Below are 24,404 nucleotides of genomic sequence, written 5' to 3' on the forward strand. Positions count from 1 at the left end.
ACGTCAGTTCAGACGGACAACGCGGCATTTTGCAAGATCTCAGCGAACTGCGCAGGCACTTGTCCCAATAGATTATTGATGGAACGCCCTAACCAGTATGCTTGAGAAGCCTCACCACAAGACGCAGCGCAAAGACTCGCAAGCCGGGGCGCGAAAACTCAGCGCCAGTGAATATAGGCACAAGAATGCCACCACCACCCCTGAGATGCGCCAGTTTATTCAGGCGTCGGATCTGCCGGTGAGCCAGCTGGCCAGGGTGCTCAACATCAGCGAGGCCACGGTGCGCAAATGGCGTCGACGCGACTCGATAAATGACACGCCCAACACTCCTCACCACCTCAACACCACCCTGACCCCGATGCAGGAATATGTAGTGGTTGGGCTGCGCTATCAGCTCAAGATGCCCCTGGACAGGCTGCTCAAGGTGACCCAGGAGTTTATCAACCCCAACGTGTCCCGCTCAGGCCTAGCCCGCTGTCTCAAACGCTACGGCGTGTCGCGCATTCGCAATATCGAGCGCCCCGAGGTTCCGGAGCATTATTTCAACCAGCTGCCCATCGCCCAGGGCAGCGACATCGTCACCTATACCCTAAACCCAGAGACTCTGGCCCGTACCCTGGCACTGCCAAAGGCCGACGGCGACAGTGTGCTGCAAGTGGCCTCGCTCACCCTGCCGCCACAACTGGCCGATGCCGAGCCAAGCTCTGTACTCTTGGGCATAGATCCTCATAGCGACTGGATCTACTTAGATATCTATCAAGACGGCAATACCCAGGCCACCAAGCGATACATCACCCATCTGCTTCGTCAGGGGCCGTTTCATCTGCGTAAGCTGTTAGTACGCAACTATCACACTTTCTTACAGCGCTTCCCTGGTGCCACCATGGCACAGTTAACACCCGGCGCTGACATACAGACACCTGAGCATCAGGTAGCAAGCGGAGACTCATAATGAGCCAGACCGATACATCAAAGACGCCAAGCGATCAGCGCCTCAACAAGCGACTGAAAGATATGCCTATCGCCATCGTTGGCATGGCCAGCATCTTTGCCAACTCACGTTATCTCAACAAGTTTTGGGATCTGATCTGCGACAAGATAGACGCCATCACAGAGGTGCCAGACACCCATTGGCAGGTCGATGACTACTACGACAGCGATAAGAGCGCGCCGGATAAGAGCTACTGCAAACGCGGCGGCTTCATGCCCGAGGTCAACTTCAATCCCATGGAGTTTGGTCTACCGCCTAACATCCTCGAACTGACCGATACTTCGCAGCTTTTATCCCTCATTGTCGCCAAAGAGGTGCTCGCCGATGCCAGGCTGCCCGAGGGTTACGACAGAGACAAGATAGGCATCACCCTAGGTGTGGGTGGCGGCCAGAAGATCAGTCATAGCCTCAACGCCAGACTGCAATACCCAGTGCTTAAGAAGGTGTTTAAACACAGCGGTATCAGCGACGCCGACAGCGAAATGCTGATTAAGAAGTTTCAGGATCAGTATGTTCACTGGGAGGAGAACTCCTTCCCGGGCTCGCTTGGCAATGTGATCGCCGGACGTATCGCCAACCGCTTCGACTTAGGCGGCATGAACTGTGTGGTCGATGCCGCCTGCGCCGGCTCACTCGCCGCCATGCGCATGGCACTGAGCGAACTGGTCGACGGCCGCGCCGAGATGATGATCACAGGTGGCGTCTGTACCGACAACTCCCCCTCCATGTACATGAGTTTCTCCAAGACACCAGCCTTCACCACCAACGAGACGGTGCAGCCCTTCGATATCGACTCCAAGGGGATGATGATAGGCGAAGGCATAGGCATGGTGGCGCTAAAGCGCCTCGAAGATGCCGAGCGCGATGGCGATCGCATCTATTCGGTGATCAAAGGCATAGGCGCCTCATCTGACGGTAAATTTAAGTCTATCTATGCGCCGCGCCCAGAAGGCCAGGCCAAGGCGCTCAAGCGCGCCTACGACGACGCCGGATTTGCCCCCCACACCCTGGGGCTAATGGAGGCCCACGGCACAGGCACGGCCGCCGGTGATGTGGCCGAGTTTAACGGTCTCAAGTCTGTCTTTAGCGAGGGCTGCGAAACGACCCAGCATATCGCCCTGGGCTCGGTGAAATCGCAAATCGGTCATACTAAGTCTACCGCCGGCACGGCGGGACTCATTAAGGCGGCGCTGGCCCTGCACCACAAGGTATTGCCACCCACCATCAATGTGAACCAGCCTAATCCCAAGCTGGATATCGCCAACTCGCCTTTCTACCTCAATACCGAGACGCGCCCCTGGCTACCACGCCCAGACGGCACGCCGCGCCGCGCAGGTATCAGCTCCTTCGGCTTTGGCGGCACCAACTTCCACTTCGTGCTCGAAGAGTATCAGAGTGATCATGGCCGCGATAATGGCGAGCTCACCCGTTTCCGCCAGCGGGCCGTGCCGCAGAGCCTGCTGCTTAGCGCAGCCGATAAGCCGGGACTCATCGCCACGATTAAACAGCTCATTGCAGATACCGACACGCAATCTCTGGAGGCCCTGACAGGTCAACATCCGGTGCGGACGCTCGATACAGATGCGCCGCGTCTTGGCCTGGTGGTCAGCGACACAGAGACGCTCAAGGCCCAGCTTGGACAGGCGCTTAGCCGACTCGATACCAGCGATGAGGCTCACTGGTCGCTGCCCGGCGGCGTGCACTATCGCAGCGCCAGCCTAGCTAATGCCAAGGTGGCCGCGCTGTTTGCCGGCCAGGGCGCCCAATACCTCAACATGGGCCGTGAGCTAAGCTGTCACTTCCCAGAGATGCGCGCCCAGTTTGTACTCGCCGACAAGGTCTTTGCCGCCAAAGGCAAGACGCCTGTGTCACAGCTGGTCTATCCCCTGCCCGTCTTTGATCAGGCAGAACGCCAGGCCCAGGAGGCCCAGCTAACCAACACAGCCAATGCCCAGAGCGCCATCGGCGCCATCTCCATGGGGCAATACAGCCTGCTCAGCGCCGCCGGCTTCAAGCCCGACATGCTGGCAGGTCATAGCTTTGGTGAACTCAGCGCCCTGTGCGCCGCCGGGGTGATAAGCCTTGAAGACTACTACCAGTTGACCTTCGCCCGCGGCGATGCCATGGCCAGCAGGCTCTCGGATGATGCCGACAGCGGTACCATTTTTGACAACGGTACTCTTTTTGATAGCGGAACTATGTACGCCATCATCACCAAAGAGCCTGGCGATATCACCCGCCTCGAGGCCGCCCTCGAGGCCTTCGAGGGTGTCAAGGTTGCCAACTACAACGCGCCGACCCAGCTGGTGATCGCCGGTCCAACCGAATCGACCGCTCAGGCGGCTAAGGCCCTCGGCGAACTCGGCTTTAAGGCGATCGCCCTACCGGTATCGGGAGCCTTCCACACGCCATTGGTGGGCCACGCCCAGAAGCCGTTCGCCGAGGCGATCGACCAGGTAAAATTTACCAAGCCGGCGCAGCCTGTGTACGCCAATGCCAGTGGCGCTCGCTACGCCAATGTTGCCAAGACCATCAAGAGCGAGTTTAAGCAGCACATGCTGCAATCGGTGCGTTTCAGCGAGCAGCTTGAGGCCATGTACCAGGATGGTGCGCGCATCTTCGTCGAGTTTGGCCCCAAGAACATCTTGCAGAAACTGGTGGAGAATACCCTCAGCGACAAGCTGGGCAGCCTCTGCACCATCAGCATGAACCCGAATCCCAAGGGCGACAGTGACCTGCAACTTCGCCAGGCCGCCACGCAGCTTGCCGTCTGTGGTATTGCACTGACCGAGATAGACCCCTACCGCGCCGATGCGCCAGCGGCCGAGGCCATCTCACCCATGAATATCACACTCAACGCGACCAACTACATCAGCCCGGCTACCCTGGCTAAGATGGAAAAATCCTTGACCACTGGCAGCATCACGCCACAGACCCAGGTGCAAGAGAAGATAGTGGAAGTTGAAAAACTGGTCGAAGTCGAAAAAATTGTAGAAGTAGAGAAGATAGTGGAAAAAACGATCCCCGCAGCCCAAGCGCCACAGGCCAATGGCACTCATACGCCAGGAACTCATGCGCCTGGTACTCATGCCCCAATCACAGCGCAGATAGCGCCTGCTGCAAGCAGTGATGCCCTGACGGCGCTATTCACCGCCCAGCAACAGACGGCCCAGCTGCATCAGCAGTTCCTGACCATTCCCCAGCAATATGGCGAGACGATCACCCAGCTGATGACGGCTCAGGCACAGATGGCCGCCGCCGGGGTCACCATTCCCGACAGTCTGCAGCGGGCCATGGAACAGTTCCATCAGCATCAGGCGCAGACGCTACAGAGCCATACGCAATTCCTCGAAATGCAGGCCCAGAGCAATCAGAGCGCCCTGCAACTGATGGGACAAGCGCCCGCAGTGCACGGTGCGCCGCTAACGGCACCTGCTGTGGCACCTGCTGTGGCGCCTCAGCCTATGCCGGTACAAAAGCCAGTACAACAACCGGTACAAGCGCCTGTCACCCAGGCGGCTGCTCAAGCGACTCCCCAAGCAACTCAGGCAGCTATGGTTCAACCAACGCTTGCTCAAACACCTGCCATTCAAACGCCAGCGCTTCAACCGGCTGTGGTACCAACGGCTGCAGTGACGAAAGCAGAGGTTCAGGCATCAAAGCAAGAGATGGCGAGCCAGCCTACCGCGGATTCAGCCAATGCTGATGCCATCAAGCAGACCATGCTGGCCGTGGTCGCCGACAAGACGGGCTACCCAGCCGAGATGCTGTCGCTAGAGATGGACATGGAGGCCGACCTCGGCATCGATTCCATCAAGCGTGTAGAGATCTTAGGCACTGTGCAGGATGAGCTGCCAAGCCTGCCGGAGCTCAGCCCGGAAGATCTGGCCGAATGCCGAACCCTGGGTGAAATTGTTGCCTATATGAACAGCAAGCTGCCAGCCGCTGGCGCTCACACCCAACAGGCAACCGCAGGCGCTCACATTACAGAAACCGCCGCAGGCGCAATTCAACAAACCGCCGCGGGCGCTGTAGCCCAACAGACGGCCGCAGCAGGCTTATCATCTGAATTAGTACAGCAGACCATGCTGGCCGTAGTCGCCGACAAGACGGGCTACCCAACCGAGATGCTGTCGCTAGAGATGGACATGGAGGCCGACCTCGGTATCGATTCCATCAAGCGAGTGGAGATCTTAGGCACGGTACAAGATGAGCTGCCAGGCCTGCCGGAGCTCAGCCCTGAAGATCTGGCCGAGTGTCGCACCCTAGGTGAGATCGTGAGCTATATGGCAGGTAAACTGCCCGCAGCAGGAGCTCACATTATCGAAACCGCCGCAGGCGCTAATCAACAACCCGCCGCAGGCGCTATAGCCACTGAAGCTCAAAGTGCAGCAGGCTTATCATCTGAATTAGTACAGCAGACCATGCTGGCCGTGGTCGCCGACAAGACGGGCTACCCAGCCGAGATGCTGTCGCTAGAGATGGACATGGAGGCCGACCTCGGCATCGATTCCATCAAGCGTGTAGAGATCTTAGGCACKGTGCAGGATGAGCTGCCAGGCCTGCCCGAGCTGAGCCCTGAGGATCTGGCCGAATGCCGCACTCTGGGTGAGATCGTTAGCTATATGAACAGCAAGCTGCCAGCCGCCGGGGCTCACACCCAACACCCAGCCGCAGGCGCTACTCAACAACCCGCCGCAGGTGCTATAGCCACTGAAGCTCAAAGCGCAGCAGCAGGCGCTGTAGCCAGCCAAGAAACGACGGGCTTATCATCTGAATTAGTACAGCAGACCATGCTTGCCGTGGTCGCCGACAAGACGGGCTACCCAACCGAAATGCTGTCGCTAGAGATGGACATGGAGGCCGACCTCGGCATCGATTCCATCAAGCGGGTGGAGATCTTAGGCACTGTGCAGGATGAGCTACCAGGCCTGCCCGACCTCAGCCCAGAAGATCTGGCCGAGTGTCGCACCCTGGGTGAAATTGTTAGCTATATGAACAGCAAGCTACCCGCAGCAGGCGCGTTAAGCAGCCCGCAGGAAAATGGCGCGGCTCAGGCTCAGGTTCAGCCACTCTCGGCCGAGCCGTTAACCGCGTTACCACCTCACAGCGAGGTCGCGCTAAAAAAGCTTGAAGCGGCGAAGCCTGATGCCGAGGGTTTCGCCGCCAATGCTACCCTGGTGATCCAAGATGATGGTCACAACGCCGGGGTACTGGCCGAGAAACTCAGTAACCAGGGACTCAAGGTCGTAGTGGTGCGCCTGCCCGAGGGGCTGCCTCAGTCACCGCTAAGTAGTGCTATCGCCAGTTGGCAGCCAGAAGGACTGGATGAACAAGATGTTGTGCAGGCAATTGATGCGATCACCTCAAGCCATGGCAGCATCACAGGTTTTGTGCATCTACAGCCTCAACAGGAGCTAAAGGTCGATTCGGGGCTGCACCTGACCGAAGCCGGCTTTAGCCACCTTAGCTCGGCATTTCTCTGGGCTAAACACCTGCAGGCGCCACTGAGCACCCTGTCAGGCCGTCGCTGCTTTATCACCGTCAGTCGTATCGACGGTGGCTTTGGCTACCTTAACGCCGACCAGCTGAATAAGAGCGAGCTAAATCAGGCGGCGCTTTCGGGTCTCACCAAGACCCTGAGCCATGAGTGGCCTAGCATATTCTGCCGCGCCCTGGATCTCGCGCCAAACATGAGCGCGGCGCAGCTGGGCGATGCCCTACTGGCCGAGTTACAAGATAGCGACACGGCCCTCAATGAAGTCGGCATTAGCCTAGATGCCGATGGCGAGCTGTGCCGTCATCGACTGCAGCCGGGTGAAGCGGCGATAAAAACCGCAGAATCCCAGCTAGATAGCTCAGATAAAATACTGGTGACCGGGGGCGCAAAAGGCGTGACCTTCGAATGCGCCCTGGCACTGGCCAAACGTTGCCAATCGCACTTTATCCTGGCCGGTCGTAGCGAGCATATCGCCTACAAGGATCTGCCGGACTGGGCACAGGGAAAGGCGATCGATGAGTTAAAACAGGCCGCTATCGCCCACCTGATCGCCAACGGTGACAAGCCGACGCCTAAACAGGTCGATGCCCTCATCTGGCCGGTAAAGAGCAGCCTTGAGATCCAGGCCGCCCTCAACGCCTTCGAGGCAGTGGGTGCATCGGCTGAGTATCTGGCGATGGATGTCAGCAAGACAGAGGCTGTCGAGCAGGCCCTCGGCGCCATCAACCAGTTAACGCCAATCACAGGCTTAATCCATGGTGCAGGCGTGCTCGCCGACAAACACATTCAAGACAAAACCTTGGATGAACTGACACGGGTCTACGGCACTAAGGTAGCCGGGCTCAAGGCGCTGCTGAGCGTGATCGACCCCGCCCAGCTCAAATTGGTGGCACTTTTCTCCTCGGCGGCCGGTTTCTATGGCAACACGGGCCAGAGTGACTACGCCATGGCCAACGAGATCCTTAACAAGGCGGCGCTGCGACTCGCCTCGCAAACTCAGGCCAAGGTGATGAGCTTCAACTGGGGTCCCTGGGATGGCGGCATGGTCAACCCGGCGCTGAAGAAGATGTTTGTCGAGCGCGGCGTCTATGTGATCCCGCTGCAGGCAGGTGCCGAGCTCTTTGCCACCCAGCTACTTGGCGACAGCGGCGTACAGCTGCTAATCGGCAGTGACATGCAGGGCAATACGCAGACGCGCGACCAAGCAGATGAGGCAAGCACTGTAAAAAAGCCTGATGCGGATGAGGTGCACGTCGCACAGCATCCGCTGCTGCCTGTCACCCTAAAACGTCAAATCGACCCAACGGCCGTCGCCTTCATCAATGATCATCGCATCGGCGGCAACCCCGTACTGCCGACCGTTTGTGCCGTCCAGTGGATGCGCGAGGCTGCCTGGGCTCACTTTGGCGCCCCGGTTAAGGTGCAGGACTACAAGTTACTCAAGGGGATCATCTTCGACACCAGTGAGGTCAAACAGCTCACCCTGACCTTGACCCCGGTGGCGAGTGACGACCTAAGCCAGGGCATTCACGCCCTGATCAGCTGTGATGGCCGCCCGCAGTATCAGGCAGACCTGATACCACAACCAGAACTGGAGCTCGGCCGGTTAGCTTCTCCCGAACTATTGTCTCCCGAGCTAGCGTCCCCAGCGTTAGCATTCGCTAGCAAAGCGCAGGGGGAAAAAAGCCAAGAGAGCATCCCGGCGTCACGCCTCTACGGCGATGGCACCCTGTTTCACGGGCCGCGCCTGCAGGGACTCAGCCAGGTGAGACACTGGGACGAGCAAGGGCTCATCGCCGAGACCCGTCTGCCCCAGGTCAAGCCAGGTGATTGCGGCGAGTTTGCCCCCGAACTCACACTTGCGGGCAGTCAGCCCTTCGCCGAAGACCTGTTGCTGCAGGCCATGTTGGTATGGGTCAGACTCAGCTATGGCGCCGCCAGCCTACCATCGACCATAGCAGGCTTCTGCAGCCTACATCCTATGTCGGCGGGCGAGCGCGGCATCATCAAGCTGGAGGTCGTTAAGGCCAGCAACAGGAGCCTGCTAGCCAATGTGGCTCTCTACCACGAGGATGGCCGTCTGAGCACATTGATGACGGGTGCCAAGGTGACCATCAGCAAGTCCCTCAACGCCGCCTTCCAGCCCCATGGTCAGTCGGCGGTTAATGAGGAGACGGCCCAGTGACTCATATAAGTGCTAATACAAGCGCTCATACTAGTGCCGATGCGAGTGCCAAGCCCAATGAACCGGCGCCATCGGTGACGGCAGACGCCGAGGAGCAGAGCAAGGCGCCGCTGCGTCTCGCCCTGCTGCTGCAATCTGCTGGCAGCGCTCTGCCTGCAGAGCTGCAAGGCGAGGTCCCTGTCGAGCTCGTGATTAGCGGCGCAGATAATTTGGCACTGTGCTTGTCCCAGGCCGCCGAGTACGCCTTAGAAGACAAGTTGGTTCGCATTCAAGGGGCAGTGCAACAGCCAATACAAGAGACAATGCAAGGGTCAGTGCAAGAGCCAATACAAGAGACAGGCCACAGCCTGCTGCTGATGCCGGCGCTCAAGGCCGCCAAGGCCAAGCTGCATCCCCACGCCAATCTGGCGGGACTGTATCCGGGCTCGAGCCAGCAAAGCGCCCTCGAAGGGGCGCTGAACCAGGCCAAACGCACCCAGGCTCAGCTGGATCTTGTGCGCCGCCTCGAAAATAGTGATCCGCTTGCCGCCTTCGATAGCCTATGCCAGCTGATCGGCGATATCGCCCAGCGAACCATGACACGAAGCGATGGCCATAGGCACTACTGGTTTACCGAGCCCCATCAGGGACGAGTGGCAGCCATGACGCTATCGAGCGCTCATTCACAGGGCGAGGCGCAAGACAAAGCACAAGAAAAAGCCCAGAACCAGGCACAGGAAACGCCCGAGCTGGCACTCATCCTGACCCAGGGCACCGGCCGCCTCAAGGCGCGCTCCCTACTCAGTGCTAGTCAGCTGTTTTTCCTCATTCCCGGCAGCAGCGAGGCGGCGCTCAACCAGGGGCTCTGGGCCCTGGCCGCCGCGCTGGACAGGCTCGATGCAGCCGACCATAACGATAGCCAGTCCCATGAGCGGCAGATTGCCCTCATCGAGATGATGCAGCGCAATCTAGACGCCTTCACCACAGGCACGCCAACACGCTTCGTCATCTGCCTGCAGGCAACGGATATCGACGCACTCAGGCAGGAGATCACCTGCATGAGTGAGGCGCTGGCCGGTGTCTGCAAGAAGAAAGGCGAATATCGTACCCCATCGGGCAGCTACTTCAGCGCCGCACCGCTGGGACAGGCCAAGCTGGCCTTCGTCTATCCAGGGGTCGGCACCGTCTATCCTGATATGCTCAGCGAGCTACACAGCTACTTCCCTGCCCTCTATACCCGCTTGCAACAGCAGGGGGATCTCAAGGCGATGCTGCAGGCCGACAGCCTTTATGCTGGCGAAAATAACGCTGGCAATAACAGCGCCAGTCAGCCGATGCCACTCGCCAATATGGCGATTGCGGGGGTCGGCGCCAGCTACCTGTTAACCAAACTACTGATGGATGAATTTGCGGTGCAGCCGCAATTTGCCCTGGGCTACTCCATGGGCGAGGCGGCCATGTGGGCCAGCCTGGATGTCTGGCAGGCACCCCATCAACTGATCCACAAGACGTTGAGCGATCCCCTGTTTACCCAGGAGATCTCTGGCCCGCTCGAGGCGGTGCGCCGAGCCTGGCAACTGAACGCCGGCGAGCATATAGAATGGAACAGCTTTCTGGTGCGCTGCCCCGGCGAGCAGATAAGCGCCCTGCTGGAGCGCTACCCCAGGGTCTATCTGGCGATCTTACAGGGCGACACCTGCGTCATCGCCGGTTGCCAGCATAGCTGTGAGGCCTTGTTGAAGGAGCTGAATAAGCGCGGCATCGCCGCCAACCGGGTCACGGCTATGCACACGCCGCCGGCCGAGCCGCTCGCCTCCGAGGTGGCGGCCTTTTATCGTCAGCCACTCCTACCTGAGGCGGCAGACCATGAGGTCAAGTTTATCAGCGCCGCGACCCAGTCTCGGGCGCAACAAAAGGGGCGCGATGAAGCAATCAACGAGTATGACCCCCTAAGCAGCGAAAGCATCGCCGAGTCGATAGCTCAGACCTTCTGTCATCAACTGGATTTCGGCAAGCTTATCCATAGCGCCAGCCGTCAGGGCGCGGCGCTGTTTGTCGAGGTGGGCGCCGACAGGCAAAACTGCACCTTAATCGACAAGATATTAAAGACGGAAGAGGCCCCCCATGTGAGCGTGCCAGTCAATGCCAAAGGCAGCAGCGATATCCTTACCCTGCTCAAGGCGCTGGGGCAACTTATCAGCCACAGGGTGCCCCTTAGCCTCACAGTGCTGCAACTTGGGCTCAAGCGCCAGCTTGCCCTCATCGATGACCTAAAAGCGCAGCAAGCTAATACACAAGCAAGTACACAAGCTAAGACGCATGGTGACACGCCCCATGCCGCTCCCCCATTTCAAGAGGATGCTTAATGCCTTCACACCAAGCGCCTTCTCCTAAGGCAAGCGACGCGGCAGATAACCGCGGCAAGATAGCCATAGTGGGTCTGGCCAATCTCTATCCCGATGCCAAGACCCCTAAGCAGTTTTGGCAGAACCTGCTGGATAAGCGTGACTCTCGCTCGCAATTAAGCGACGAGAAGCTCGGCGCCCGCCTGGACGATTATCGCGGCAAGCAGGGCGAGGCCGATCGCTTCTACTGCAACAAGGGCGGCTATATTCAGGATTTCCATTTCAATGCCTACGGCTACCGGCTGCCCCCCGAGCAGCTGCAAGGACTGGACGACAGCCTCTTGTGGGCCCTGGACACCAGCCGCAATGCCCTGCTCGATGCGGGTATCGAGCTGGACTCGCCCCTGCTGTCGCGCACCGGCATCATCATGGGCACCCTCTCGTTTCCAACGGCCAAGTCGAACGAGCTGTTTCTGCCCCTATACCATAAGGCGGTAGAGAAGGCGCTGAGCGAGAAGCTGGCCTGCCCAGACTTTCACCTAAGCCCCTTCAAGGCACATCAGGGCAACCACACCCTGGACTGTGCCAATGGCGCCATCGCCCACAATGCCTCCAAGCTTGTGGCCGATGCCCTTGGGCTGGGCCGGGTCTCCCTGAGCCTGGACGCCGCCTGCGCCAGCTCTGTCTACTCCCTCAAGCTGGCCTGCGATTATCTCAGCAGCGGTAAGGCGGATCTCATGTTGGCAGGCGCTGTGTCCGGCGCCGATCCCTTCTTCATCAACATGGGCTTCTCCATCTTCCACGCCTATCCGGATCATGGCTTCTCCGCCCCCTTCGATAGCAACACCAAGGGGCTGTTTGCGGGGGAAGGCGCCGGTGTGCTGGCACTTAAACGCCTGGAAGATGCCGAGCGCGATGGCGATAAGATCTACGGCCTGATTGCGGGCATCGGCCTGTCGAACGACGGCAAGGGGCAGTTTGTGCTCAGCCCCAACAGCAAGGGCCAGGTCAAGGCCTTCGAGCGCGCCTATCGCCAGAGTGGTTTAGCCCCCAAGCAGATAGAGGTGATCGAGTGTCACGCCACAGGCACCCCGCTGGGGGACAAGGTAGAACTGGCCTCCATGGAGCAGTTCTTCGCGCCCCAGCTAGAGGGTGCAGTGCCACCGCTTATCGGCTCTGCCAAGTCTAACCTGGGCCACCTGCTGACCGCCGCCGGTATGCCGGGGATCATGAAGATGATCTTCGCCATGAATCAGGGCGAGCTGCCGCCAAGCATCAACCTGAGCGAGGCGATCGCCTCACCAAACGGCCTGTTTGGTAGCCACACTCTGCCAAGGGAGGTCACCCCCTGGCCGGTTAAGGTCGAGAATACAGCTCGCCTGGCCGGGGTATCTGTATTTGGTTTCGGCGGCTGTAACGCCCACCTCTTGCTGGAATCCTATGATCGGGCGGCCGACTCAGCCGCCAAGTCCGCGCCGCAACAGGCCCTGACAAATCGAGCAGCAAGTACAGAGACCGCGCCTACTCGGCCCGAGCTGATGATCAGCGGCCTCGCCGCCCACTTCGGCCCACTTGCCGACATTCAGGCCATGGATGCCTGCCTCAAAACAGGCCGCGATCCCGCCATCTCTCTGCCTGCAAGACGCTGGAAGGGATTGGATCAACATCCTGAGCTACTGGCTCAGTTTGGCCTGAACCATGTACCCCAGGGCGCCTACGTCGACAGCTTCGAGCTGGATTTCCTGCGCTTTAAGCTGCCCCCCAACGAGGATGATCGCCTCATCGGCCAACAGCTGATGCTGATGAAGGTGACCGACGAGGCCATTTGCGATGCCGGGCTGCAAGCCGGACAGAAGGTCGCCGTCTTGGTCGCCATGGAGACAGAACTGGAGCTGCATCAGTTCCGCGGCCGGGTCAACCTGCACACCCAGCTCAAGCAGAGCCTGGATACCATGGGCGCTACCCTGAGCGACGAACAATATCGCGAGCTCGAGGCCCTCACCATGGACAGCGTCCTCGACGCCGCCAAGCTCAACCAGTACACCAGCTTCATCGGTAACATCATGGCCTCGCGCATCGCCGCCCTGTGGGACTTCAGCGGCCCGGCCTTTACCATCTCGGCGGGTGAGCAATCTGTCGCCCGGGCCATAGATGTCGCCGAAAACATGATGCAACATGAGCAGCTCGACGCCGTGGTGATCGCCGCGGTGGATCTCTGTGGCAGCCTGGAACAGGTAATACTGAAAAATGCCATCGCCCCCGTCGCCAGCCCGGCCAACCCCGAAGGCTGGCGACTGGCCGAGGGTGCCGGCGCCCTAGTGCTGGAAACCCAGGCGAGCCAAGGCGCTCGTGGCGCCAAGGCCTATGGCCAGCTAACCGGCCTGCATTTTGGCGCCCAGCGCCAACTCGCCCGCCTTGGCGATCAGCTCCTGAGCCAGAGCATCACAGCGCAAACCAAAAGCGGCACCACGGCCGAACAGATCGGCCTCACCGATCTCAACGCCGCGCCTGGCAGCCAATACGGCGAACAACAGCTGATGGCCATGCTGCCGCTACCCGCGGCCAAACAGGTAGCAAGCAGTCGGCGACTCGGTCACAGCTTTGCCGCCGCCGGCATGAACAGCCTGATCGCCACGCTGCTGACCATGGCCCATGAGGATGCACGTCAGGCCATTTCGGTTACTTGCAGCGAAGATCAGGCCGCGCTTATCCAGCTTAGCCAGAACCAGGCCCAGGCAAGCGCCCTGACCGAGCGTCTAGCCCAGCCGCTACCGCAACCTGAGCGCCGTCTGATAAAACGGGTCAGCCTGGGCGGGCGGGATCTGGCGGAGCACATCATAGGGTCGCCCCTGAGTCAGCAGGCCGAGATACAGGCGCTGTTGCAAAACGGCCTGTTGCAAGCTGCTGGGGGTCAAGGTACAGGCTTAGCACTAACACCGTCTCGGCATCAGCCACCGCAACAATTGATCAGCTACCTAGGCGAGAGTAACACCGCCTCTACCGCTAGCGAATCACAACATGCACCCGCTCATTCGGGTGCAGCAGGTATGTCACACACTATGAGTCCAAAAACAGCTCAAGCGCCGGGCCTTCAGGCAAGCGCAAGCGATAACGGCGCTTTTTCACAGCTTCAGCATCAAGCCGCTCTATATCAAGATCAAAACCAGCAACTGGCGCGTCAGGCCCACCTCGCCTACCTCAAGAGCCGGGAAAGCGGGCTGAAACTGGCCGATAGCCTGCTCAAACAGCAGCTGGCTCAGGCGCAGAGTCACAGCGCTGCCCCTCAGACGGCCCAGGCGCAAGCCTCGACGCAGCACTCAGCGCCACAATCAGCGCCACAATCGGCACCGCAGCAGACACCACAATCGGCAGCAGCAACGACACCACTACAGCCGAGACATCATCTGGTCGCCCCTTACCGCCCCCCCGTCCCCGAACATAAACCCTGCATCTGGGATTATCATGATCTGGTGGAATACGCCGAGGGGGATATCGCCAAGGTATTCGGCCCAGAGTATGCGGCGATCGACAGCTATTCGCGCCGGGTGCGCCTGCCGACCACTGACTATCTGCTGGTATCCCGGGTGACCAAGCTGGACGCCAAGCTGGGCGAATATAAGCCCAGCACCATGACCACTGAGTACGACATCCCCGTCGATGCCCCTTATCTGGTAGATGGCCAGATCCCCTGGGCGGTCGCGGTCGAATCGGGGCAGTGTGACCTCATGTTGATCAGCTACCTGGGCATAGATCTCGAGAACAAGGGCGAGCGGGTCTACCGCCTGCTGGACTGTACCCTCACCTTCTTAGGCGATCTGCCCCGCGGCGGTGATACCCTGAGATATGAGATTAAGATCAACAACTTCGCCCGCAATGGCGACACCCTGCTATTCTTCTTCTCCTACGAGTGTTTCGTGGGCGACACCATGATCCTCAAGATGGATGGCGGCTGCGCCGGCTTCTTCACCGACGCCGAGCTGGCCGACGGTAAAGGGGTGATCCGCACCGAAGAGGAGCTGCTGGCCCGCAGCCGCGCCGCCAAGCAGACCTTTAATCCTATCCTAGACTGCCCACGCACCCAGTTCGACTACGCCGACATCTACAAGCTGTTATCGGCCGATATCCAAGGCTGTTTCGGCCCGTCACATGCAGGCCTGGCGCAACCCTCACTCTGCTTCGCCTCGGAGAAATTTTTGATGATCGAGGCGGTCAGCAAGGTCGAGCGCAGCGGCGGCGCCTGGGGACTGGGTCTGGTAGAGGGTCACAAACAGTTGGAGCCGAATCACTGGTATTTCCCTTGCCACTTCAAGGACGATCAGGTGATGGCCGGCTCGCTGATGGCCGAGGGCTGTGGCCAGCTGCTGCAGTTCTACATGCTGCACCTTGGCATGCACACCCAGACGCAAAACGGTCGCTTCCAGCCACTGGAAAACGCCTCACAGAAGGTACGTTGTCGCGGCCAGGTGATCCCACAATCGGCCCAGCTCACCTACCGCATGGAAGTCACAGAGATAGGCTTTAGCCCGCGCCCCTACGCCAAGGCCAATATCGATATCCTGCTCGATGGCAAGGTGGTGGTAGACTTCCAAAACCTGGGGGTGATGATCAAGGAAGAGGCCGAGTGTACCCGCTATCCTGAGCTGGAAAGCCGCGACATAATCAATACACAGCCTAAGGCCAGTCAGCGCGCCTCGAGCAGTGCACCGCTGATGACTAATGCCCCACTAATGGCTAATGCCCCGCTGATGGCTCAAATCCCCGATCTCAACGCAGAGCCCAACAAGGGGGTGATCCCGCTGACCCACGTCGAGGCCCCGCTCATCCCAGACTATCCGAACCGGGTGCCCGACACTGTGCCTTTTACCCCCTATCACCTGTTCGAGTTCGCCACCGGCGACATCGAGAAGTGCTTCGGCCCAGAGTTTGCCATCTACCGTGGCATGATCCCGCCGCGCACCCCCTGCGGTGACTTGCAGCTCACCACCCGGGTCATAGAGGTCAATGGCCAGCGCGGCGACTTTAAGCGCCCCGCCAGCTGTATCGCCGAGTATGAGGTGCCACAAGATGCCTGGTATTTCGATGCCAACAGCCATCAGGCGCTGATGCCCTACTCTGTGATGATGGAGATCGCCCTGCAGCCAAATGGCTTCATCTCGGGCTATATGGGCACAACCCTAGGCTTCCCCGGCCTCGAGCTGTTCTTCCGTAACCTAGATGGCAGCGGCGAGTTACTGCGCAAAGTGGATCTGCGCGGCAAGACAATTGTTAACGACTCGCGTCTGCTCTCTACCGTGATTGCAGGCACCAATATCATTCAGAGCTTCAGCTTCGAGCTCAGCACAGATGGCGAGCCCTTCTATCGCGGCACCGCCGTCTTCGGCTATTTCAAGGCCGAGGCGCTTAAAGATCAGCTGGGGCTGGATAACGGCAAGACCACCCAGCCCTGGCATCAGGCCAAGGGGATAGCGCCAGACATCAGGGTCAACCTGCTGGACAAAGGCGGGCGTCACTTTAACGCCCCTGCCGGTCAGCCCCATTATCGTCTGGCGGGCGGTCAGCTTAACTTCATCGACAGCGTCGAGATCGTCGATAACGGTGGCAGCCACGGCCTGGGTTACCTCTACGCCGAGCGCACCATAGATCCCAGCGATTGGTTCTTCCAGTTCCACTTCCATCAGGATCCTGTGATGCCCGGCTCATTAGGCGTTGAAGCCATCATAGAAACCATGCAGACTTATGCCATTAGCAAAGACTTGGGGGCCGGGTTTACTAATCCGAAATTTGGCCAGATCCTCTCCAATATTAAGTGGAAGTATCGCGGCCAGATCAACCCACTGAACAAACAGATGTCGATGGATGTCAGCATCACCTCGATTAAAGAAGAAGCGGGTAAGAGAGTGATCACGGGCAATGCCAGCCTGAGCAAGGATGGCCTGCGGATCTACGAGATCTCCGATATCGCTATCTGCATCGAAGAAGCGCATTAATTAAGGGAACACTGAGCACAGCGACATCCGGCTCAGCCATCAATCATAATAAAAGCGGTTGGCTTAGGAGAGGTGCAAAGCACAGCCTAAGTCCGCCATAACAAAATAAGGTTCTTGTTTAGATGAATCCGACTACCGCAAACGAGCAACTTTCACCTTGGCCATGGCAGGTAAGCGACAGCAAAATAAGCTTTGACAGCGCCACCATGGCGAGCCAGCTTAAAGATTTCAGCCGCGCCTGCTATGTGGTTAATGACGGCGATCTGGGCGTAGGTATTGCCACTGAGGCCAGCCTAGCGACTGGCGAACAAGCCACAGGCCACCCGGTGAGCGCCTTCACCCCGGCCCTGGGCACTGAGAGCCTGGGCGACAGCAACTTCCGCCGGGTGCACGGCGTCAAATACGCCTACTACGCCGGCGCCATGGCCAACGGCATCTCATCGGAAGAACTGGTGATCGCCCTGGGTAAGGCGGGGATCTTATGCTCCTTTGGCGCCGCAGGTTTGATCCCGAGCCGAGTCGAGCAGGCGATCGCGCGGATCCAAGCCGCACTGCCAAACGGTCCCTATATGTTCAACCTGATCCACAGCCCGAGCGAACCCGCGCTGGAGCGTGGCAGTGTCGAGCTGTTCCTCAAGCATAAGGTGCGCACCGTCGAGGCCTCGGCCTTTCTCGGGCTCACGCCGCAGATCGTCTACTACCGCGCCGCTGGCCTGAGCCGCGACGCCAACGGTCACATCGTTATCGGCAACAAGGTGATCGCCAAGGTGAGCCGCACCGAGGTGGCCGAGAAATTCATGCAGCCAGCGCCTGCTAAGATGCTGCAAAAACTGGTCGACGAAGGCCTGATCACCCATGATCAGATGACCATGGCACAGCTGGTACCTATGGCCGATGACATCACCGCCGAGGCAGACTCGGGCGGCCACACGGATAACCGCCCTCTGGTCACCCTGCTGCCCACTATTCTGGCGCTCAAAGAGGAGATTCAGGCCAAGTACCAATACGCCACGCCCCTGCGGGTCGGTTGCGGTGGTGGTGTAGGCACCCCGGATGCGGCCTTGGCGGCCTTCAATATGGGCGCCGCCTACATAGTGACAGGCTCCATCAACCAGGCCTGCGTCGAGGCGGGTGCCAGCGAGCACACCCGTAAGCTGCTGGCCACCACCGAGATGGCCGATGTCACCATGGCACCGGCCGCGGATATGTTTGAGATGGGCGTCAAGCTGCAGGTGGTCAAACGCGGTACCCTGTTCCCCATGCGCGCCAACAAGCTGTATGAGATCTACAGCCGCTACGACTCGATTGAAGCGATCCCGGTAGATGAGCGCGACAAGCTGGAGAAGCAGGTGTTTCGCGCCAGCCTGGATGAGATCTGGGCCGGCACGGTCGCCCACTTTAACGAGCGTGATCCCAAGCAGATTGAGCGCGCCGAGGGCAATCCCAAGCGTAAGATGGCGCTGATCTTCCGCTGGTATCTGGGGCTGTCGAGCCGTTGGTCAAACACCGGTGAGCCGGGCCGTGAGATGGACTATCAGATCTGGGCTGGGCCTGCGCTGGGCGCCTTCAACCAGTGGGCCAAGGGCTGCTACCTGGACGACTACAGCAAGCGTCACGCGGTCGACTTGGCCAAACACCTGATGTATGGCGCCGCCTATCTGGCGAGGGTTAACGCCATCAATGCCCAGGGCGTCAAGCTGCCTGCCCAGCTGCTACGCTACAAACCCCAGGCGCCGATGATCTAGACTCAGCGGCCTTAACTGGCAAAAACAAAAGCCACCCTAGGGTGGCTTTTGCTTATCTCACAACTACTTTATCCTGCGCCGACATATATTACGGCGACTTATTTTTACGGCCTCTATCCTGCGGCTAATGCGGCATCTGCTCCGGCACTAAGGTCAGCCTGGCCTCTATCTCGCCGGGTAGCAGTGGGGTCGGTGCGCCGCGGGCATATTCGCCAAATCCGGCGCGGTAATATTTAGACAGAGGATGACCGGATTGACCGCCAGGAATCGCCATGATCGCCCGCTCCTCATAGCCAGGCTGCACGATGAAACGCTGCGAGGCGCCAAAGCTAGGTCGCTGCACCGCAGGCATAAAGGTATCGCCAAAACCCGCCACCTTAGGCATATCCAGCCAGCGACTCAGCAGCGGCATCTGACGACTAAAGGGATGCTGGATCGCCAGGGTATTCACCTTCCCCCAGTTGAGCTCGCTAAGCTCGCCATCATCACTGTATTTTTTAAGCAGCTCGTCGCGGGCCTTCACATAGCTGGCGATCACCAGCGCATCCCAGCCGGTAAGTTCCTGGGGTAGCCAATCTGTGGGTTGCTGCTTAAGCAGTTGCCAGATGGCGGGCTCCAGATATCGCTTGAGTACCGACAGGCTCAGCTGCGACTTGGCCAGCTCGGTTTCGATGGGCGCGAAGGCGCTGTCCAGCAGTTGAGTACGAAACGCCTTCACCAGGGTGAAGCCCACCGATTCGGCGCAGGCACATTCCTGCCAGTCTCTGAGCTGCACGATATCCTTGGCAAAGCGCTTAGGCTGCTTCATTAAGGCCGCAAGCAGATAGGCGTGCCAGGGACGATAGAAGCGCGCCTGGTTATCGAGCTGAATGCGATAGAAGTCGCCTTCATCAAACAGCTCCTGTTCCAGTAGCCTGTCTCTTATCTGCGCGCTCCTGGCCCCCAAGGCATAGCCGCCATCACCATAACGCTGCGCATCCTGAGTCGACATTACCCTGGCATTGGCACTCCACAAGCGGCCGCCCAGTGGGTCCTGACGCGAGGGCAAACCCGCCTCACGCTGTTGCCATTTTCCCCATTCAAGCTGCTCGCCACTCAGGGCGACATCGCTCACCTGTTTTCTGGCCGGGACGGCGCCGGCCAGCTGCCAGGCCGCATGGCCCTTGTCGTCAGCCAGCATCAGATTCTGCACCGGAATACCAAAGCTGCTCGCCTTAGCCATCGCCTCGGGCACACTGCTCATTTGCTCGAGTGCCATCAGCTCCATGTTGACCGCATAGTCCTGATGGGCCACCCAAGACAACGCATAGGCCTGGCCATCAAGATGACGTACCGGGCCAAAACGTGACAGAGTCAGCGGGTAGTCCTGCTCTCCCTTTGGCAACTTGATTGTCTCATGCTCTGTGGTTAGCGGCTCGTCGTCGCTCAGCACCACCCAATCGGCGGTATCGATATAGGCATTGGTGAATCCCCAGGCCAGCTTGCCGTTGCTACCGACCACGATAGCCGGAGCGCCTGGCAGGGACACGCCAGTCACCTGTACCGCCTCGCCCTTGGCGTCGGGATAGTTAAGCTGGGCGCGATACCAGATGATGGGGACGGCGAAGGAGAGGTGCATATCATCGGACAACATGGCGCTGCCGGTGCGGGTCATCTGGCCGGTGACCGCCCAATTATTGCTACCCACCTCTCGGGGCTCCTCTATGCTGACGTCGAGACGCCGAGCCAGGGTATCGCTATTACTTAGACTTAGACTCAGATTTGAGCTTAGATTTAGTTTGGGGATTTCCGGCGGATCGGAGGGAAACAGGCTGTTATCCAGCGCCGCCTGATAATTTGAGGTCTGGGTGATGAAGGCGCGCATCTGGGGGCCAAAACGCCGCTCTATCTGTTCCAGCGTCAGATCCCGCTTAAGGGTATTGCCTTGTAGATCCAGATACATAGTGTAGATCACCAGCAGGCTGTCGGCGGGTCGCCAGGGCTGACGCTCGGCGCGCGTCAGCAGGTATTCGAACGATGGCAGCGACTGCTCGGCCAGCGCCTTATTGACGCCGTCGGCGTAGCGCTGCAACAACTGCTGCTGGGCCGTGGGCAGATGACGATAGATACGCTCGGCGCGTTTGCGCAGCTGATGAAAGCGGCGCGACTGATCCAGTGCCAAGGCGGGCTCCCCAAACAACTCGGCCAACTCGCCAGCTGAATTTCGCCTGAGTAGATCCATCTGAAAGAACCTGTCCTGACCATGGGCAAAGCCCAGCGCAAAAGCGACATCCTGGCGATTTTCGCCATGGATCACCGCAGTACCGAGGCGATCGCGCCCTATCTGGGTCTTAGCCGAGATCTGATTTGTGCTCATCTCGCCAGAGAGCTTGGGCAGGCTGAGATTGAGGCCGACATAGACGCCGACCACCAGCAAAAACAGCAGTGACAAGAGGAGGAGCAATAGCAATTTCAGGTGTCTTAACATGAGATAAGCAAGTGATAAGTCAATGGAAACTCATCATAACAAAAGTTGCTTACTTGTTAAGCACCCAAAAGATATTGTTTTACAGGCCTCAAGGATAGGGCCGGATGCGCTCGCCTGGATGAACGCCTGGATGATCGCCCGGATAGTTGTCAATGATCCAATCGACGATACGCATGATACGGGCATCGCGCTTCTTCGATGTCTTATAGGCGATATAGTAGGTTAGGCCCGAGAGACAGGTCGGCAGCTCCAGTTTCACCAGGTTGCCCGAATCCAGCTCAACCTTGAGGGTCTGCTCCAGCCCCAACACGATCCCCTGACCATAGATGGCCGCCTGCACCGCTAACATGTTGTGATTAAAGATGATCTTTCGCTGATTGGGACTGATGGCTAGCTCATTGTTTCTAAACCAGGTATCCCAGTCGACACCATAATCCTTGTGTTTCGAATAGAGCAGGCAGTGTTGATCTAGGGTATCGACGCTTATGCCGTTCGACTGAGCGTAATATTGTGGGCTACAGAAGGCCACCAGCTTCTCGGTCACCAGGGGAATGATGGTATAGCCATCCTGAAACTCCCGCGTCACGATGAAGATATCGGCAATCATATCGCTCATCTCGATATCGTTTTGAAACATGCCGACATTGATGTTGAGTTCGGGGTAGATCTGCCTGAGTTGCTCCATCTTAGGCACCAGCCATCTGGCCGCCAGCGAGGTGTAGGAGTGCACCCTGACCTCGCCCGTCATATTCTGTACCAGGCTCGAGCAGACGCTATTGAGATCGTAAAACACAGGCGCCAGGCGCTCTCTGAGTTCTATTCCCGCCTCGGTGAGATTAATCTTGCCGCTTTGCCTATAAAATAACTTCTCTAAGAAGTAGTCTTCCAGCTGCTTTATCTGCTGTGATACCGCACTCTGGGTAATGCACAACTCATTCGCCGCAAGGGAACAACTTTCTAATCTGGCACACGCCTCAAATATCTGCAGCGCTCTTAGCGGAATATTATTATTCATGACTCTTTAGCAAAGCGGAAACCGAATCGAAATGCTAACAAGGGATCCTGAGAAAAGATGTAACGCCGCGCACAATATCTAAGTTAATAACAAGTTAAATTACTGCTTAGTTGCAGTAATCAGACTAAGATCACCAATTAACAATCGATGAATAGTGATATCGACCACAAAGCTGTGTCTGAGTAAGTTTGCGCAGCAGATCCTGCAGCGCAATCGCTGACCAGATGAGGGCGATAGCCACGACTAACGCCCTAAACGAAGGAGGCTGTTACTCCCCCAGAGGAGCAAGCAGGGGCGTGACCGCTTCGCTCAGCTCATCGAGAAATAATTGCGCCTGGGTGAAACGCTGTAACATCTTGATAAAACCGTGGATGGTTCCCTCATACATCTTGTAGGTCACGGGCACCCCGGCCAGTCTTAACTTTTGGGCATAGTTAAAGCCATCATCACACAGAGGGTCATACTCTGCGGTGTAGATGAGTGCCGGTGGCAGACAGCTGTGGCTGGCGGCATCTAACGGGGAGCAATAAGGATGCTTACCGTCGGCGGCGCTACGAATATAGTGGTGCCAGTAGTATTTCATGCTCTCTTGCTGCAGCAGGTAGCCGGTGCCATGGAGCTTAGCCGAGTCCGTGTCCCAGCCATAATGCACTGCCGGATAGACTAACACCTGGCAGGCCAGCGATGGTCCCATCTCGTCGCGCAAACGCAAGGTCACCGCGGCGGCCAGATTGCCACCGGCGCTGTCGCCCATGATGCCGATACGCTTAGGATCCAGCCCCAATGCCTTGGCCTGCTCAAACACCCAAAGGGTCGCACTGTAGCAGTCGTCCATCGGGATCGGAAACTTGTGCTCGGGGGCCTTTTGATAATTAACCGCGATCACCACGGCGCCGGTGCGATTGGCCAGGGCGCGGCTAAAGTGATCATTGGTCTCTATGTTAGACACCACCCAGCCACTGCCGTGGATGAAGATTAAGGCAGGTGCGCCGGCTTCGGGCGCCTCGACGCCCAAGGGACGATAGATACGCACGGGCAGATCCGCCGTCGGACCGGCAATAAAACTGTGGATCACCTCACTAACCGCTTCTGGCGTCTTACCTGCATTGGCGATAGCAAGATCCGCCAGCTCCTGTCGCCTGGCCTCAGCAGGTGTCATCGTCTCATAGGCGGGCGCCCCTGAGTCTTTAACCTCTTGTAAAAATTGCGCAACCTCGGGATCGAGTGGCATGGCTAACTCCTTCAACTCAAACTGCTTAAACGCAAACGGCTTAACGTATAGTCGCCTATCAACGGCGAGTGCTTAATCTAATCTTGCCGATAACGATACAGGGATGGTGCCCCCTTAAAGGCGACATCCATCCCAGATTTAACGCACAGACTTACTTACCCTGCCATACAGGATCGCGTTTCTCGGCAAAGGCCGCCGGGCCTTCCAGCGCATCTTCAGAGTGCAGCACGCTTGGATAGTGCTTCAGCTGACCGCCACGGATATGGGCATAGCCTTGCTCGACAGACAACTCGCCAGTCTCGCGATAGATCTCCTTGATAGCCGCCAGGGCAAGTGGTGCGCTCTGGCTGATCTCGTTTGCCAACTCACGAGCCGTCTCCATCAGTGCTTCTTGTTCAACCACACGGTTGACCACACCCCAGCGCAATGCCTCCTGGGCGTCCATGGTGCGGCCCGTCATCATCAACTCGTTGACGATAGGGGCAGGCAGCAACTTAGGTAGGCGCAGCATGCCGCCGCTGTCTGGCACTATGCCTAGCTTGGCCTCAGGCAGGGCAAAGCTTGCATTGTCGGCGCACACAATCAGATCCGCCGCCAGGGCCAACTCGAAACCGCCACCGAAGGCATAGCCATTGACCGCGGCGATCACCGGCTTGTCGAGATCAAACAGCTCGGTCAAACCGGCAAAGCCGCCTGGACCGAAGTCGGCGTCTGGCGCCTCGCCTTCTGCCGCCGCCTTGAGATCCCAGCCAGCAGAGAAGAAACGCGCGCCGGCACCGGTAATGATGGCGACTCTAAGCTCGGGATCGTCACGAAATGCCAGGAAGACTTCTCCCATCTCGTAACTGGTTTTTGCATCGATGGCATTGGCCTTAGGTCGGTCTAAAACGATCTCTAAGATGCTGCCATTACGGGTCACGTGTAATGATTCGCTCATGTTACTACTCCATTGAAGTTAT

The 24,404-nt window shown here is 58.5% G+C and carries 9 protein-coding genes; 5 read left to right on the forward strand and 4 right to left on the reverse strand.

Annotated elements, in window-relative coordinates:
- Positions 1 to 97: 97 nt before the first annotated feature.
- From L1D47_RS00520 to pfaD, 5 genes are all read left to right on the forward strand, one after another.
- Positions 98 to 952, forward strand: coding sequence for a transcriptional regulator (locus tag L1D47_RS00520; RefSeq protein ID WP_239882143.1), 855 nt, complete (start codon positions 98 to 100; stop codon positions 950 to 952).
- The gene (locus tag L1D47_RS00525; protein WP_239882144.1) at positions 952 to 8,676 is read left to right on the forward strand and encodes a type I polyketide synthase; all 7,725 of its coding nucleotides are present in this window, start codon (positions 952 to 954) and stop codon (positions 8,674 to 8,676) included. The genes L1D47_RS00520 and L1D47_RS00525 overlap by 1 nt, the downstream gene beginning before the upstream one ends.
- A complete protein-coding gene (locus L1D47_RS00530; RefSeq protein WP_239882145.1) occupies positions 8,673 to 11,021 on the forward strand; it encodes a PfaB family protein in 2,349 nt (782 codons plus the stop codon). The genes L1D47_RS00525 and L1D47_RS00530 overlap by 4 nt, the downstream gene beginning before the upstream one ends.
- Entirely contained in the window at positions 11,021 to 16,987 is a 5,967-nt protein-coding gene (locus tag L1D47_RS00535) for a beta-ketoacyl synthase N-terminal-like domain-containing protein (RefSeq protein ID WP_239882146.1), read from the forward strand. Before L1D47_RS00530 ends, L1D47_RS00535 begins: the two co-directional genes overlap by 1 nt.
- A 122-nt stretch (positions 16,988 to 17,109) precedes the next feature.
- Entirely contained in the window at positions 17,110 to 18,732 is a 1,623-nt protein-coding gene (gene pfaD, locus L1D47_RS00540; RefSeq protein ID WP_239882147.1) for an eicosapentaenoate synthase subunit PfaD, read from the forward strand.
- Between the two features lie 124 nt (positions 18,733 to 18,856).
- Here the strand turns inward: pfaD and L1D47_RS00545 are convergent, their stop codons facing one another.
- The 4 genes from L1D47_RS00545 to caiD form a co-directional block, all read right to left on the reverse strand.
- Positions 18,857 to 21,199: a penicillin acylase family protein gene (locus L1D47_RS00545; protein ID WP_239882148.1), complete on the reverse strand. Its 2,343-nt coding sequence runs from the start codon at positions 21,197 to 21,199 to the stop codon at positions 18,857 to 18,859.
- 88 nt (positions 21,200 to 21,287) lie between these two features.
- Positions 21,288 to 22,214, reverse strand: coding sequence for a LysR substrate-binding domain-containing protein (locus L1D47_RS00550; RefSeq protein ID WP_239882149.1), 927 nt, complete (start codon positions 22,212 to 22,214; stop codon positions 21,288 to 21,290).
- Positions 22,215 to 22,482: 268 nt separating this feature from the next.
- The gene (locus L1D47_RS00555) at positions 22,483 to 23,445 is read right to left on the reverse strand and encodes an alpha/beta hydrolase (RefSeq protein ID WP_239882150.1); all 963 of its coding nucleotides are present in this window, start codon (positions 23,443 to 23,445) and stop codon (positions 22,483 to 22,485) included.
- 151 nt (positions 23,446 to 23,596) lie between these two features.
- Complete coding sequence (gene caiD, locus L1D47_RS00560) at positions 23,597 to 24,382, reverse strand: crotonobetainyl-CoA hydratase (RefSeq protein WP_041509243.1); 786 nt, start codon at positions 24,380 to 24,382, stop codon at positions 23,597 to 23,599.
- Between the last annotated feature and the right edge of the window lie 22 nt (positions 24,383 to 24,404).

The sequence above is a fragment of the Shewanella sp. Isolate7 genome (genome assembly GCF_022398425.1).
Lineage (GTDB): Bacteria > Pseudomonadota > Gammaproteobacteria > Enterobacterales > Shewanellaceae > Shewanella.